Annotated in this window: 10 protein-coding genes; 2 read left to right on the top strand and 8 right to left on the bottom strand. The window is 71.2% G+C overall.

Annotated features, from left to right (window positions below; translation table 11 throughout):
* The first annotated feature begins 555 nt into the window (after positions 1-555).
* Positions 556-1,227 (top strand): GNAT family N-acetyltransferase, encoded by a 672-nt coding sequence (locus tag ACFT2C_RS27890; RefSeq protein WP_377210356.1) that lies wholly within the window; start codon positions 556-558, stop codon positions 1,225-1,227.
* Between the two features lie 86 nt (positions 1,228-1,313).
* Here the strand turns inward: ACFT2C_RS27890 and ACFT2C_RS27885 are convergent, their stop codons facing one another.
* From ACFT2C_RS27885 to ACFT2C_RS27850, 8 genes are all read right to left on the bottom strand, one after another.
* Entirely contained in the window at positions 1,314-2,315 is a 1,002-nt protein-coding gene (locus ACFT2C_RS27885) for a sugar phosphate isomerase/epimerase family protein (protein WP_377210355.1), read from the bottom strand.
* Positions 2,315-4,975 carry a PQQ-dependent sugar dehydrogenase gene (locus ACFT2C_RS27880; RefSeq protein ID WP_377210354.1) on the bottom strand — a complete coding sequence of 887 codons (2,661 nt, stop codon included), beginning with the start codon at positions 4,973-4,975 and terminating at the stop codon, positions 2,315-2,317. The genes ACFT2C_RS27885 and ACFT2C_RS27880 overlap by 1 nt, the downstream gene beginning before the upstream one ends.
* 169 nt (positions 4,976-5,144) lie before the next feature.
* Positions 5,145-6,146 carry a sugar phosphate isomerase/epimerase family protein gene (locus ACFT2C_RS27875; protein ID WP_377210353.1) on the bottom strand — a complete coding sequence of 334 codons (1,002 nt, stop codon included), beginning with the start codon at positions 6,144-6,146 and terminating at the stop codon, positions 5,145-5,147.
* Positions 6,147-6,213: 67 nt separating this feature from the next.
* On the bottom strand, positions 6,214-7,173 hold the full coding sequence (locus ACFT2C_RS27870; RefSeq protein ID WP_377210352.1) for a ThuA domain-containing protein: 960 nt from the start codon (positions 7,171-7,173) through the stop codon (positions 6,214-6,216).
* A 53-nt stretch (positions 7,174-7,226) separates the two neighbouring features.
* Positions 7,227-8,405 (bottom strand): Gfo/Idh/MocA family protein, encoded by a 1,179-nt coding sequence (locus ACFT2C_RS27865; protein WP_377210351.1) that lies wholly within the window; start codon positions 8,403-8,405, stop codon positions 7,227-7,229.
* Positions 8,406-8,480: 75 nt separating this feature from the next.
* Complete coding sequence (locus ACFT2C_RS27860) at positions 8,481-9,536, bottom strand: substrate-binding domain-containing protein (protein ID WP_377210350.1); 1,056 nt, start codon at positions 9,534-9,536, stop codon at positions 8,481-8,483.
* A gap of 83 nt (positions 9,537-9,619) precedes the next feature.
* Positions 9,620-10,558, bottom strand: a complete 939-nt coding sequence (locus ACFT2C_RS27855; RefSeq protein ID WP_377210357.1) for an ABC transporter permease — start codon at positions 10,556-10,558, stop codon at positions 9,620-9,622.
* 35 nt (positions 10,559-10,593) lie between these two features.
* A complete protein-coding gene (locus ACFT2C_RS27850; RefSeq protein WP_377210349.1) occupies positions 10,594-12,144 on the bottom strand; it encodes a sugar ABC transporter ATP-binding protein in 1,551 nt (516 codons plus the stop codon).
* 75 nt (positions 12,145-12,219) lie between these two features.
* On the opposite strand from ACFT2C_RS27850, the gene ACFT2C_RS27845 reads away from it, so the two are divergent.
* Positions 12,220-13,401, top strand: coding sequence for an ROK family protein (locus tag ACFT2C_RS27845; RefSeq protein ID WP_377210348.1), 1,182 nt, complete (start codon positions 12,220-12,222; stop codon positions 13,399-13,401).
* Positions 13,402-13,469 lie beyond the last annotated feature (68 nt).

Here is a 13,469-nt window from a genome sequence, read left to right as displayed (position 1 = left end):
TTGACTATCAAGCACACTGTTGAGTTCTCAAACAACCGACGCACACCGTCAGAGTCGCAATCATTCCGATCACTTCCCTGCCCGGGGCAGTTCCTTAAACTTACCAGATTCTTTCGGCCGATCAAATTCGCTTCAGTTCTCATGAACCGGAAGGAATTGCCTCCGCCTGCCGAATTCGGCACCACATCCCGTTTCAGGGGGCACGAAGCCACCCTGAGCCTTGCGATGTGGTTTCAACCCCGGCGCGGCCACTCAGTCCGTTTCCGGCTGGTGTCCGTCTGCCCGGCGGGCTGACCTGGAGAACATTACACACGTTCCCGCGTTGACGCCACTTCGCTCGGAGTGGCCTGCGGCACACCATGTTTCCGCAGGTCAGCACCTGTTTTTAACATGTCGTGACGCGATGTCGAGCAGTGCTTGTGACGGGGGCCACGCCAGCGGCACGACGGTACCCCTCCGGTGTATCCCGCCGACCGCCCGTTACCCGGTCCCGCACCGGCATTTTCCGTCAGCCGCCCTAGTTCACGTGTCGGTGGCCCGTACTACGTTCGGATCGTGACATCCGAGCCCACGGCGGCGTCCCCCGCCGACATCGAGACACCCTCCGCACAGAGCACCCCGCCGAGCGCGGCACCGAGCGCGGCGCAGGACGACGCACCGGACATGGCCGCGCCGCGCACGGGAGTCGTCCGCCGCGCGACCCTTGACGACGCGGCCGAGGCCGCGTGGCTCGCCGCGCTCACCTTTCCCCTCGCCTGCCCTCCCGAGGCGTCGCGGTCGGAGATGGCCACGCACATCGCGCAGAAGCTGACCCCCGCACGCTTCCGCGAGTGGGCCGCGAGCGACCAGCACACCCTCCTCGTGTACGACGACGGCACCCGCCTGCTCGGCTATGCACTTCTCATCCTCGGGAGGCCCGAGGGCGCGGCCGAGGCCGACGCCGTCCGCGGGGCGAGCGGGCGCGAGGCGCCCTACGTCGAGCTCTCCAAGATCTACGTCCAGCCCGACGTGCAGGGCAGCGGCGTCGCGGGCGAGCTCATCCGGGCAGCGTCCGCCGCCGCTGCCGAGCTCGGCCCGAGCCTGCCGTTCTGGCTCGCGACCAACGCGATCAATCGGCGCGCTCAGGCCTTCTACCGCAAGAGCGGCTTCGAGGTGATCGGCAAGCGCACCTACGTCGTGGGCGGCCGCGAGCATGACGACGTGGTGCTCCTCCGCACCCGGTCCTAGACCGAAGGGCTCGACGAGAAGGGTGTGGCCGACGCCGGACGGCGTCGGCCACACCACTCACGCAACCACCCAGCAGCTCAGCCCGCTCAGCGGCGACGCAGCGACCGGACCTCGACGTACGACCGCTCGGCGTTCCCGAACGAGTCCGCCGGGAACCCGGGGGCCGGCACCTGCGCGGCGTTGTCCTGCTCCCAGATGCCGTGCCGCCTGCCCCCGCCCGCGAGCGCCGACAGGAACTCGGTGTACGGCAGGTCGCCGATCCCGAACTCCACCATGTCGTAGCCCGCGGAGTTCTCCGGGTTCACCTTTCCGTCCTTGAGGTGCAGGAGCGGGTAGCGGTCCGGGTTGCGCTTGATGTAGTCCACCGGCTCGAAGCCGGGGTACCGGTGCTGGCCGACGAAGGCCCAGAAGACGTCCATCTCCAGGTACACCGTCGTGGGGTCGGTGTTGTCGTAGAAGACGTCGTAGAGGCGCACGGCCGGGTCGTCGGTGGCGAAGCCGAACTCCCCGTCGTGGTTGTGCTGGTAGAACTTCAGCCCGCGGGCCGACACCGCCGCCCCGAACCCGTTGAACTGCTCGGCCGCGGCGAGGTAGCCGTCGACCGTGCGGATGTCCGTGGGCGCCTGCGCCGTTCCGATGTGCTCCGTGCCCAGGGTCTGGGCGATGTCGAGCTCCTGCTCCATGTTGTTCGCGAAGTCCGCGATGCCGCGGTGGGACCCGACGGCGCGCAGGCCGTTGTCGTCGAGGAGCTGCCCGAGCTCCTGGGGCGTGATCGCCCCGACCTGGCCCTGGGTGTACCCGGCGAACTCGACCTCGGCGTACCCCATGGCCGAGAGTCGCTCGAACACGGTGCGGAAGCCGAGCGAGGACACCTTGTCCCGGATCGAGTACAGCTGGATGCCGATGTTGCCCGGCGGTACGAGCACGCGGCCGCGGGCGGCGGTCGCGCCCGCCGTCGTCGGTGCGAGGGTCGAGGCCGCGGCGCTGCCCGCGAGGCCCGCGCCGGCCAGCGCCGCCGCACCCACGGCCACGGTGCCGCCGGCCAGCCTCAGGAAGTTCCTGCGGTTGACGTCAGTGCGTGATTCCATCACTGCTCTCCTTCGGTCGAGGCGGCCCCGGACGGGCCGGTCGAGTTCTGTGCGGCCGCCGGGGGCGTACCGACGCCCTCGCCGGTCATCGTCACGACGTCGACGCCGAGCGATCCGGTGGCGGTGACGTAGAGCACCCCGGTGCCCTCCCGGTCGCCGAACGTCAGGTCGACGTCCTGCCAGGTCCCACCGGTCACCTTGGCGGTGGCGAACGGCTTCGCGGTGGGCGAGCCCCAGCGGAGCTGGAGCGTGCCCTTGCCCCGTACGGTCGCGGTGGCGCCGTCGATGCCGGACAGGCTGACGCGCTCCATGGCGAGCGAGTCGCCCTTGCCCAGGCCTGCCACGTACGCGCCGGCCGAGGCCGAGTCGTCCTGGACCACCTCGGCGCCGTCGACGGTCAGGTGCTCGGCCTGCTGCCGCTTGGGGTTCAGGCGCAGCGTGGCCTCGCCCGCGGCGGGCGGCAGGCCGTTGGCCCCGTTGTCGGTGTAGGTGATGACCACCGCGCCGTACAGGTTCGCGCCCGCGCCGTGCTCCGGGGAGTTGGGGTCGGTCGGGAAGACGCCGGTGCAGCCCGTGCCCGAGACCTCGGGGTGGGCGTGCTGGTCGTGGCCGAGGCCGTAGGACCAGGAGACCCGGCCGCAGGCGGTCTCGGTGCCGTCCTCGGCGTCGTTGGTGGATACCCGGAACGGGACCTCGTCACCCCACTGGAAGAAGCCGCCGTCGGCCGGCTGGTCGACGGCGATCTCGGGTGCTTGGTTGCCGACGCTGATCGTCGTCGACGTGAGCGTGCGCTTCCCGCGGCCGTCGGTGACCCGCAGGCGGGCGGTGTAGAGGTCGATCTCCGTGTAGGTGTGGGTGACCTCAGGGCCGGTCAGGTCGAACGTGCCGTCCCCGTCGACGTCCCACTCGTAGGTGAGCGGGTCGCCGTCCGGGTCGCTCGACGCTGTCGCGTCGAACGCGACCTCCAGGGGCGCCTCCGACGACGACCTCGGGGTGGCCGTGAACTTCGCCTGCGGCGCCTTGTTCCCCTCGGCGTAGTCGATCCGGTAGAGGCCGGCGTCCGGGTTGGCCCGGAAGAAGCCGTCGCCGTACTCGAGCACGTAGAGGGAGCCGTCGGGACCGAACTCGAGGTCCATCGGGTTGTCGTTGATCGGCATGCCGGCGTCCTGCAGTGCGGCATTCGGGAAGAAGTTCTCGATCTCACCGACCTGATGCGTGGACCAGTCCACGGTGAACGCCGCGTAGTAGTCCTGGGAGAACTCGCCCAAGAACGCCTTGCCGTCCCAGTACTGCGGGAACTTGCCCACGGCCGTGCTGTCGGCGTCGTAGTGGTAGACCGGGCCGCCCATGGGCGCCTGGCCGGTGCCGGAGCCGAAGTTCACGAGCTCGTCGCGCGGCTGCTGACCGGGCTGGTCCCCGTAGTAGACGGTCGCCGCCCGGGCCGGCGGGAGGTCGGTCAGGCCGGTGTTCCAGCGCGAGTTGTTCTGCGGCGCGGCGCAGTCGAAGAACTCGCGCGGGGTGGCGGTCTCGAAGTTCCACTCGTTGTAGGCGGCGTTCGGGCCGTGGCAGTACGGCCAGCCGGAGTTGTGCGGGTCGTCCAGGCCGACGACGTTCCACTCGACGTAGCCCATGGGCCCGCGGTCGGGGTCGGCCGCGGCGGCGTCGGGCCCGTAGTCGCCCCACGACAGGGAGCTGGTCTCCGGGTCCACCTCGATGCGGAAAGGGTTGCGCACGCCCATCACGAAGATCTCGGGGCGCGTGCCCTCGGTGCCCGGGGCGAACAGGTTGCCGGCGGGGACGTCGTACGTGCTGCCCTCGCCCGGCGGGGCGCCGGCCGGGATGTCGTCCTTCACGGCGATCCGCAGGATCTTGCCCCGCAGGTCGTTCGTGTTGCCCGCGCCGCGGCGCGAGTCGAAGCCCGGGTTCATGTTCGGGGCGTCGTTGTTCGGGGCGTAGCCGTTGGCGCCCGGCGTGCCGGCCGGGGTGTTGTCGCCGGTCGACAGGTAGAGGTTGCCCTCGGCGTCGAAGTCGATGTCCGCGCCGACGTGGCAGCACTGGCCGCGCTGGGTCGTCACGTCCAGGATCGGCTGCTCGGAGGCCGGGTCGAGAGCATCGCCCGTCCACGTGAACCGCGACAGGCGGTTCACGCCCAGCCACCTGTCCCAGTAGCTCGCGTCCTCGCCCGCGGGCAGCGTGTTGGGCGCGTTGCCCGACGGCGTGTCCGCCGTGCCGTCGCCGTCGGCGTCCCGCGGCGCGTACACGAGGTAGACGTGACCGGTCGTGGCGAAGTCCGGCGCCAGGGCGATGCCCTGCAGGCCGTCCTCGGAGTTGTTGTACACGTCGAGCGTATTGACGACCTTGGTGACGCCCGTCGCCGGGTCGGTCACCCGGATGTCGCCGTTGCGGGCCGTGTGCAGCACCCGCAGGTCGGGCAGGACCGCCATGTCCAGCGGCTCGCCGACGTCCTTGGTGAGCAGGACCTTCTCGTAGTTGCCCCAGTCGGTGTCGGCGGCGGCCGCGGCCTCGTCGACGTCGGCGTGGCCCTCGTGGGCGGACGCCGTCGGCGTGGCCAGGAGGGCCGTACCGACCAGCGCGGTCGCGGCGAGCGCCGCGAGCGTCTTCTTTCGCCGCGCGTGAGCGCGCGTGTGGATAGTCTTCATACGTGATGCAGCTCCTCATCGAGTTCGTCACGCCGGCCGGGCCTCGTGCGCATCCCATTCGTCCGGGGCCCGGTCCTCATCCTTCTTCGGCGTCGTGCTGCGACGCCGGGTACCTGGTCGTTGCTGGTCGTACCTCCCTGTCAGTCCTGTCGGCGCGTCGTCGACGGCGTCAGCGGGTCGAGAACGCGGCGTCGAACGCCGAGTCCGGCGCGTCGAATGCGTGCGAGCGCACGAACTCGAGCGCCTCCGGTGCGCCGACGAGGCGGTCCATGCCGGCGTCCTCCCACTCCACGGAGATCGGGCCGTCGTAGCCGATCGTGTTGAGCATGCGGAAGGCGTCCTCCCACGGGACGTCGCCGTGCCCGGTCGACACGAAGTCCCAGCCGCGGCGGGGGTCCGCCCATGGCAGGTGCGAGCTCATGCGGCCGTTGCGGCCGTTCGTCATGCGCTTCTTCGTGTCCTTGCAGTCCACGTGGTAGATCCGGTCCTTGAAGTCCCAGAGGAAGCTGACCGGGTCCAGGTCCTGCCACACCATGTGGCTCGGGTCCCAGTTCAGGCCGAACGTCTCGCGGTGGCCGATCGCCTCCAGCGTGCGGACGGTGGTCCAGTAGTCGTAGGCGATCTCGCTCGGGTGCACCTCGTGGGCGAACTTGACCCCCACCTCGTCGAAGACGTCGAGGATCGGGTTCCAGCGGTCGGCGAAGTCCTGGTATCCGGCCTCGACGGCGGCGTCGGTCACGGGCGGGAACATTGCCACGTACTTCCAGATCGCGGAGCCGGTGAACCCGATGACCGTCTTGACACCGAGCTTCGCGGCGAGGCGCGCGGTGTTCTTCATCTCCTCGGCGGCACGCTGCCGCACGCCCTCCGGGTCGCCGTCGCCCCACACCCGGTCCGAGACGATGTCGCGATGCCGCTGGTCGATCGGGTCGTCGCAGACGGCCTGGCCCTTGAGGTGGTTCGAGATCGCCCACACCTTCAGGCCGTGCCGCTCCAGCAGGTCGAGGCGCCCGGCTACGTACTCGTCGTCGTCCCAGCGCCACGGGTCGAGGTGGTCGCCCCAGCAGGCCAGCTCGAGGCCGTCGTAGCCCCACGAGGCGGCGAGGCGTGCCACCTCCTCGAGCGGCAGGTCGGCCCACTGGCCGGTGAACAGGGTGATCGGTCGTGCCATCTTTTCCTCCGTCGTTGGTGCCGGGACCTGCGGTGCGGGGCGGGCTGGGTGCCCGCCCGCCCACGTATCAGGACGACGGCGGGCGGTACGCCACGCCATCACCCACGAAGTCGAGCCAGTTCACGTTGGACTGCGCGGCGTTGCAGTCGGAGTCGACGACGCCCGCCGCGGTCTGGATCCCGCCGAGCAGGTGCGTCAGGAACTCCGGCTCCGCGTACGACCCGTCGGTGTGGCCGCCGCCCGTGTACCAGGACCTGCCGCCGTCGTACGTCTGGCACCACGCGGTCGGGTGGTCGGCGCCCATGGCGCCCGAGCCCGGGTCGTAGCTGTCCTCGTCGAGGCTGGCCAGGACGTGCACGGTGCCGCGCGGGTTCGACCGGAAGTTGTACCACTCGTCGTTCCGGTCCCAGCGGTCCGGAAGGTGGGCGGTCGAGGCGTGCGCGTGGTCCTCGACGTCGATCGTCGCGTCCTGGATCGCCGGGTGGTTGGCGAAGTACGCACCCACGAGCTCCCCGTACCAGGGCCAGTCGTACTCCGTGTCCGACGCCGCGTGGATGCCCGCGTAGCCGCCGCCGGCCTGGATGTACCGCTCGAACGCCGCCTGCTGGCCGGCGTCGAGCACGTCGCCGGTCGTGGACAGGAAGATGACGACCTCGTAGTCGGCCAGCCCCTCGTCGGAGAAGGCGCTCGCGTCCTCGGTGGCGGTGACCGTGAAGTCGTTCGCCGCGCCGAGCTGCGTGATCGCGGCGATGCCCGCGGGGATCGAGCCGTGGCGGAACGCCGCCGTCTTCGAGAAGACGAGGGCGTCGAAGGGCTCGGCCTTGTCAGGCTTGTCTGGCTTCTCTGGCTTCTCGGGCTTCGATGGCTTGTCGGGCTTGCTCGCCGGTCGGTCGGCCACGCCGGCCGCCACGTCGTGCGCGGGGGTCGCCGGCGGTTCGACCGCGGACGCCAGCGCTGCCGGGACACCGAGGGTGGTCGCGGCTGCTGCCGCGACCACCGCCCGCAGCATGCGGCGGGTTCGTTGCACGTTTCTCACCTGGAGCTCCTCATCGAGTCGGGTCAGACAGTGCCTCTCGCGGCTCAGGTCAGCGACACCCACCCCCCGCCGTCCGCGGCGCTGCGCTCGACGGCGTCCAGCACCCGCTGGACCGCCAGGCCGTCGCGGAAGGACGGCGTCGGCTGCCGCCCGGCGGCCAGATCCCCGATCAGGTCGACGACCTGGTGCGTGAACGCGTGCTCGTACCCGAGGCCGTGCCCCGGCGGCCACCAGTGGCCGCCGTACGGGTGCTCCGGCTCGGTCACGATGATCCGGCGGAAGCCCGCCGTCGTCGGCTCGTCCGACGCGTCGAAGAAGTGCAGGAGGTTCATGTCCTCGAAGTCGAAGGCCACCGAGCCCTTCGAGCCGTTGACCTCCAGCCGGATCGCGTTCTTGCGGCCCCAGGCGAACCGGGTCGCCTCGAAGGTCGCCAGCCCGCCGCCGGACAGCCGCCCGAGGAACACCGCGGCGTCGTCCACCGTGACCTTGCCCATGCGGCTGGTGTCGGCCACGCCCGACAGGCTCCCCGACGAGGCCGCCTCCGGGCGCTCGTGCACGAAGGTCTCGAGCAGGCCGGTCACCCCGGTGAGCGACTCGCCCGTGACGTACTGCGCGAGGTCGACGACGTGCGCGCCGATGTCGCCCAGCGCGCCCGAGCCCGCCTTCTGCTTGTCGAGGCGCCACGACATCGGCGCCTGCGGGTCGGCGATCCAGTCCTGGAGGTACTGCGCGCGCACGTGCCGCACCTGCCCGATCCGGCCCTGCTCGACGAGCTGCCGGGCCAGGGCGATCGCGGGAACACGACGGTAGGTGAAGCCCACCATCGCGCGCACGCCCCGCTCCGCGGCGGCGTCGGCGGCGGCAACCATCACCTCCGCCTCGGCCACGCTGTTGGCCAGCGGCTTCTCGCACAGGACGTGCTTGCCCGCCTCCAGGGCGGCCACCGCTATCTCGGCGTGCGTGTCGCCCGGCGTGCAGACGTCGACCAGGCCGATGTCGTCCCGCGCCAGCAGGTCGCGCCAGCCGACCACCGCCTCGTCCCAGCCCAGCTTGTCGGCCGCTGCCCGGACCGCGGCCTCGTCCCGGCCCGCCACCGCACGCATGCGCGGCGCGAGCGCCAGGTCGAAGAACCGCGGCGCCGTGCGCCAGGCCTGCGAGTGTGCCGCCCCCATGAACGCGTAGCCGACCATGCCGACCCCGAGCTCGCTCTCAACGCTGCTCATGCCGCGCCTCCCCCCAACTGTCGTATTGCCGCCGTGCTGTGCGCCCGAGCGGGCGTCGTCCGATCCGTCATGCCGTCAGGACTCGAAGCCGATGGGCAGGTACTCCTCGACGTTGTCCGCCGTGACGACCGGCGCGTAGAGCTGGACCTCGCGCGGCACACCGATGGACGCGAGGTCGCTCACCGTCTTGTTCTGCGCGACCAGCCGGGCGAGCTTGACGCCGTCGGCAGCCTGGGTCGAGGGGTAGATGACGGTCGCCTTGACGACGCTGTCCGGGTCCTGGATCTCGCGCATCATGTTGGCCGAGCCCGCGCCGCCCACCAGGAAGAACTCGTCGCGGCCCGCGTTCTCGATGGCGGCCAGCACGCCGACGCCCTGGTCGTCGTCGTGGTTCCAGATGGCGTCGATCTTGGGCTCCGCGGACAGCAGGTTCGCCGTCTGCTCCTCGCCGCCCTCGACCGTGAAGTCGGCGGCGACGCGCGCGTCGACGTCCAGGCCGCAGTCGTCGAGGGCGTCCTTGAAGCCCTCGCTGCGGTCCTGCGTCAGCGGCAGCGAGTCGATGCCGGCGATCTCCGCGACCACGGCGTCCGGGTTGTCGCCGAGCTGCTCGCAGATGTAGGTGCCCGCGCTCACGCCCATGCCGTAGTTGTCGCCCAGCACCGTGGAGCGGGCGGCGAACGGGCTGGAGAACTCGCGGTCCACGTTGATGACGGGGATCCCGGCCTCCATGGCGTCGAGCGCCACGTCGGTGAGCGCGGCGCCGTCGAACGGCAGCAGCACTATCGCGTCGACCTTCTGATCGATGAAGCCCTCGATCTGGCTGATCTGCACGTTGACGTCGTTGGTCCCCTCGGCGACCTGGAGCGTCACGTCGTCGTACTTCTCGGCCTCGGCCTTGGCCGCGCTGGTGATGGCGCCCATCCAGCCGTGGTCGGCGGCCGGGGCGGAGAACCCGATGACCACCTCGTCGCCGGGCTCGTCGTTCTCGGTCACCGTGACGGGACCGGTCTCGGCCGCCTCCTCGTCGCGGGGCTCGTTGCTGGTACAGCCTGCGACGACGAGCGCGGCGCACGCCGCGGCGACGACGGCGCCGGAGACCCGGCGCGTACGAACTGCTGTGGACGAGGTCATCGTGATCTCCCTTGATCCGGGGTTGAGCTCTTCTGGGTTGGGTACGTGCCGGCGGTTTCGCAGGCGCCCGGGTGACGGCGAGCTCATGTGCTCGTCGCCCTCTCGCGCGAGGCGAACCACTGCTGCACCAGCACGGCGGCCACGATGATCGCGCCCTTGGCGATCGCCTGGACCGAGCTGTCGATGTTGTTGATGACGAAGACGTTGGTGAGCGTCGAGAAGATCAGGACGCCCAGGACCGTGCCGGTGATGGTGCCGCGGCCGCCGGCCAGCAGGGTGCCGCCCACGACGACCGCCGCGATGGCGTCGAGCTCGTAGAACAGTCCGTTCGTGGAGGAGCCGGCGGTGGTGCGGGCCAGGATCATCGCGCCGCCGATGCCCGCCGCCAGGCCGGAGAGCCCGTACAGGTACAGGGTGTGCCGCTTGATCTTGATGCCTGCCAGGCGGGACGCCTCGGGGTTGCCGCCCACCGCGACGGTGCGGCGACCGAACGTGGTCCGGTTCAGCAGGAACCAGCCGGCAGCCGCGACCACGACGAAGATCCAGACGATCGTCGGCAGGCCCAGCGGGCGGGCCTGGAACACGTCGAAGAAAGGCTCCACGGTGACGATCTGCGTGCGCCGTCCGGCGATGATCTCGGCGAGGCCACGGGCAGCGGTCAGCATGGCGAGGGTCGCGATGAACGCCGGTGCCCTGCCGTACGCGACCAGCGCGCCGTTCACCAGCCCCGCGACGAGCCCCACGGCCAGGGCGGTGACCACGATGATCCACCAGCCGTAGTCCTCGGCCATGTACTGGGTCGACAGCGTCGAGGCCCAGACCGAGGCGAGACCGACGACGGAACCGACAGAGAGGTCGATACCACCCGACGTGATGACGAACGTCATGCCGATGCTCACGACGCCGATCACCGCGGCGAGGCTCAGGACCGTGGTGAGGTTGCCGAAGCTCACGAACCGTTCGCCGCCGGTCACCACCCCCACCACGATGAGCAGGATGAGGGCGAACACGAGGCCACCCATGCGCAGGGCCGGGCCCCTGAGGGCCGATTGTCCGCTCACGCGACACTTCCTTCCATGACCAGGTCGAGCACACGGTGCTCGTCGATGTCGTCGGCCGGGCCTTCGTGGACCGCCCGGCCGTCGGAGATGACCAGGACCCGGTCCGCCATCCCGAGCACCTCGGGGATCTCGCTGGAGACCACGACCACGGCGGTGCCGGCGTCGGCCAGGCGACGGATCAGGCCGTAGATCTCGGCGCGCGCCCCGACGTCGACGCCCCGGGTGGGCTCGTCGAGCAGGAGGACGCGGCAGCCGTGCACGAGCCAGCGGGCGAGCAGCGCCTTCTGCTGGTTGCCGCCGGACAGCGTGCGCGCGTCGCGGTCCACGGAGGCCGGCCGCAGGTCGAGGGCCTCGACCTGCTCGCGCGCCGCGGCGCGCTCGGCCCGCTCGTCGAGCCAGCCGCCGTGGGCGAGGCGCGCGAAGGAGGAGAGGGTGATGTTGCGGTAGACGGGCTCGTCCAGGAGCAGGCCCTGGCTCTTGCGCTCCTCGGGGCACAGGCCCATGCCCGCGGCGACCGCCGCGTCGACGCCGGACCGCAGGCGCTTGCCACCCACCCGCACGCTGCCCGACGTCGATCGCCGGGCTCCGTAGATCGTCTCCAGGATCTCGGAGCGGCCCGAGCCCACCAGGCCCGCCAGGCCGACGATCTCGCCGGCCCGGACCGTGAGCGAGACGTCCTGGAAGACGTCGCCGAGCCCGAGGCCCTCGACCTCCAGGATCGGAGCGGCGTCCTCGGGGACGCCGGGGCGCTCGGGGAACGCGTACTCGACGGTCCGGCCGGTCATGAGCTTGATCAGTTCGCGTGTCGGTGTGTCCGCGACGGGCAGGCCCGTCGCCACCGTGCGGCCGTCCTTGAGCACGGTGATCCGGTCGCCGAGCTGCCGGATCTCCTCCAGACGGTGCGAGATGTAGACGACGGCGACGCCGTCGGCCGTGAGCTCGCGCACGATGCGGTGCAGGTTGCCAACCTCCTCGGAGTCCAGCACGGCGGACGGCTCGTCCATGACGACGACGCGCGCGTCGCGCGACAGCGCCCGGGCCAGCGAGACGATCTGCTTGCCCGCGGCCGGCAGGCTGCCGACCTCGCGGTGCGGCGAGATCTCCGAGTGGCCGAGCCGCTTCAGGATCTCGCGGGTGCGCCGGGTCGCGTCGGACCGGCGGGTGACGCCGCCCCGCGCGAGCTCGTGCCCGAGGTAGATGTTCTCGGCGACGGTCAGGCCGTCCACGACGTCCAGCTCCTGGTAGATCGTCGCGATGCCGAGCTTGAGGGCCGCCACCGGGTCCGCGATGGTCACCGGTTCCTCGTCGAGCAGGACCTCGCCCGCGGTGGGCTGGTGCGCCCCCGCCAGGATCTTGATCAGGGTGGACTTGCCCGCCCCGTTCTGGCCCAGCAGGCAGTGCACCTCGCCGGGGCGGACGTCGAGGTCCACGCCGTCGAGCGCCCGCGCGCCGGGAAACTGCTTCACGATGCCGCGCATGCGCAGCAGGGGCCGCTCGGCCGGCTGGTCAGCCGGCTGCTCTGTCGGTTGTGGGTCCACGTCGACCATGCATCGAACGTAGATGGACTTTTGGCGATGGTCAAGCAAAAGTCGCGACCTTGTTGACCATGATTGACTAGAGGCATGGTGGAAGTGGCACGGGACGTGGCCCAGCAGGTACCGAAGGTCTCCGGAGCGGGGGACATGTTCCAGCTCCTGCGCGACGGGCGGCCCCGTACCCGGGCCGATCTGGCGGCCGTCACGGGGCAAGCCCGGTCGACGGTCGCGGCGCGCATCGACCTGCTCATGGCGGCGGGCCTCATCGCCCCGGCGGGCGAGGCGACGTCGACCGGCGGGCGCCCGCCCGCGACCTTTGCGTTCGCGCCGTCCGCCCGGGTGGTGCTCGGTGTGGACCTCGGCGCGACGCACGCGCGGCTCGCCCTGACCGACCTCGCCTCCACCATCCTGGCGCAGCGCGAGCTGCCGCTGCTGATCACCGACGGGCCCGACGCGGTGCTCGACCGCGTGGCCGAGACCGGCGCCGAGCTGCTGCGCGAGGCCGGCCGGTCCCCCGGCGAGCTCGCGGGGGTCGGCGTCGGCCTGCCGGGACCCGTGGAGCACGCCACCGGCAAGCCGAACAACCCGCCGATCATGCCCGGCTGGGACAACGCCGACGTGCCCGCCATCCTCGGCGCGCGGTTCCACGCGCCCGTCCTCGTGGACAACGACGTCAACATCATGGCCCTCGGCGAGCACCGCGCCGCCTGGCCCGACGTCGCGGACCTGCTGTTCGTCAAGGTCGCCACCGGCATCGGCGCGGGCATCATCGCCGACGGGGCCCTGAGGCGCGGCGCCCAGGGCTCCGCGGGCGACATCGGGCACGTCGCGGTGCCGGGCGTCACCGACGTCGTGTGCCGGTGCGGCAACATCGGCTGCCTCGAGGCGATTGCGAGCGGCCTGGCAGTCGCCAACAAGCTGGAGGGTGCGGCCACGCCCGCCGACGTCGTCGCGCTGGTCCGGGCAGGGGACGTCGCCGCGAGCCAGGCCGTACGCCAGGCGGGCCGGGAGATCGGCGCCGTGCTCGCCACGAGCGTCAGCCTGCTCAACCCGTCCATGATCATCATCGGCGGCATCCTGGCCGACGCGGGCGAGCACATCGTGGCCGGCATCCGCGAGGTGGTCTACCAGCGGTCCCTGCCGCTGGCGACGCAGCACCTCCGGATCGTCACGGCCCGGACAGGTACGCAGGCCGGCGTCCTGGGCGCGAGCGCCATGGCGGTGGACCAGATCCTGTCCTCGGAGGCGGTAGACCGCCTGGTCGGCTAACCCCGGTCCGCGAAGTAGAGCGCCTGTCCGGGTCTCCCTGGTGTTGCCAGGGAGACCCGGACAGGCTG

The organism is Promicromonospora sp. NPDC057138 (assembly GCF_042670845.1).
GTDB lineage: Bacteria > Actinomycetota > Actinomycetes > Actinomycetales > Cellulomonadaceae > Promicromonospora.
This window is presented reverse-complemented; position numbering and strand designations above follow the sequence as displayed.

Excerpts from the sequence above, each read along its gene's own strand:
- ACFT2C_RS27885 (WP_377210355.1), bottom strand. The coding sequence starts at position 2,315 with ATGGAATCACGCACTGACGTCAACCGCAGGAACTTCCTGAGGCTGGCC.
- ACFT2C_RS27880 (WP_377210354.1), bottom strand. The coding sequence starts at position 4,975 with ATGAAGACTATCCACACGCGCGCTCACGCGCGGCGAAAGAAGACGCTC.
- ACFT2C_RS27875 (WP_377210353.1), bottom strand. The coding sequence starts at position 6,146 with ATGGCACGACCGATCACCCTGTTCACCGGCCAGTGGGCCGACCTGCCG.
- ACFT2C_RS27865 (WP_377210351.1), bottom strand. The coding sequence starts at position 8,405 with ATGAGCAGCGTTGAGAGCGAGCTCGGGGTCGGCATGGTCGGCTACGCG.
- ACFT2C_RS27860 (WP_377210350.1), bottom strand. The coding sequence starts at position 9,536 with ATGACCTCGTCCACAGCAGTTCGTACGCGCCGGGTCTCCGGCGCCGTC.
- ACFT2C_RS27855 (WP_377210357.1), bottom strand. The coding sequence starts at position 10,558 with ATGGGTGGCCTCGTGTTCGCCCTCATCCTGCTCATCGTGGTGGGGGTG.
- ACFT2C_RS27850 (WP_377210349.1), bottom strand. The coding sequence starts at position 12,144 with ATGGTCGACGTGGACCCACAACCGACAGAGCAGCCGGCTGACCAGCCG.
- ACFT2C_RS27845 (WP_377210348.1), top strand. The coding sequence starts at position 12,220 with ATGGTGGAAGTGGCACGGGACGTGGCCCAGCAGGTACCGAAGGTCTCC.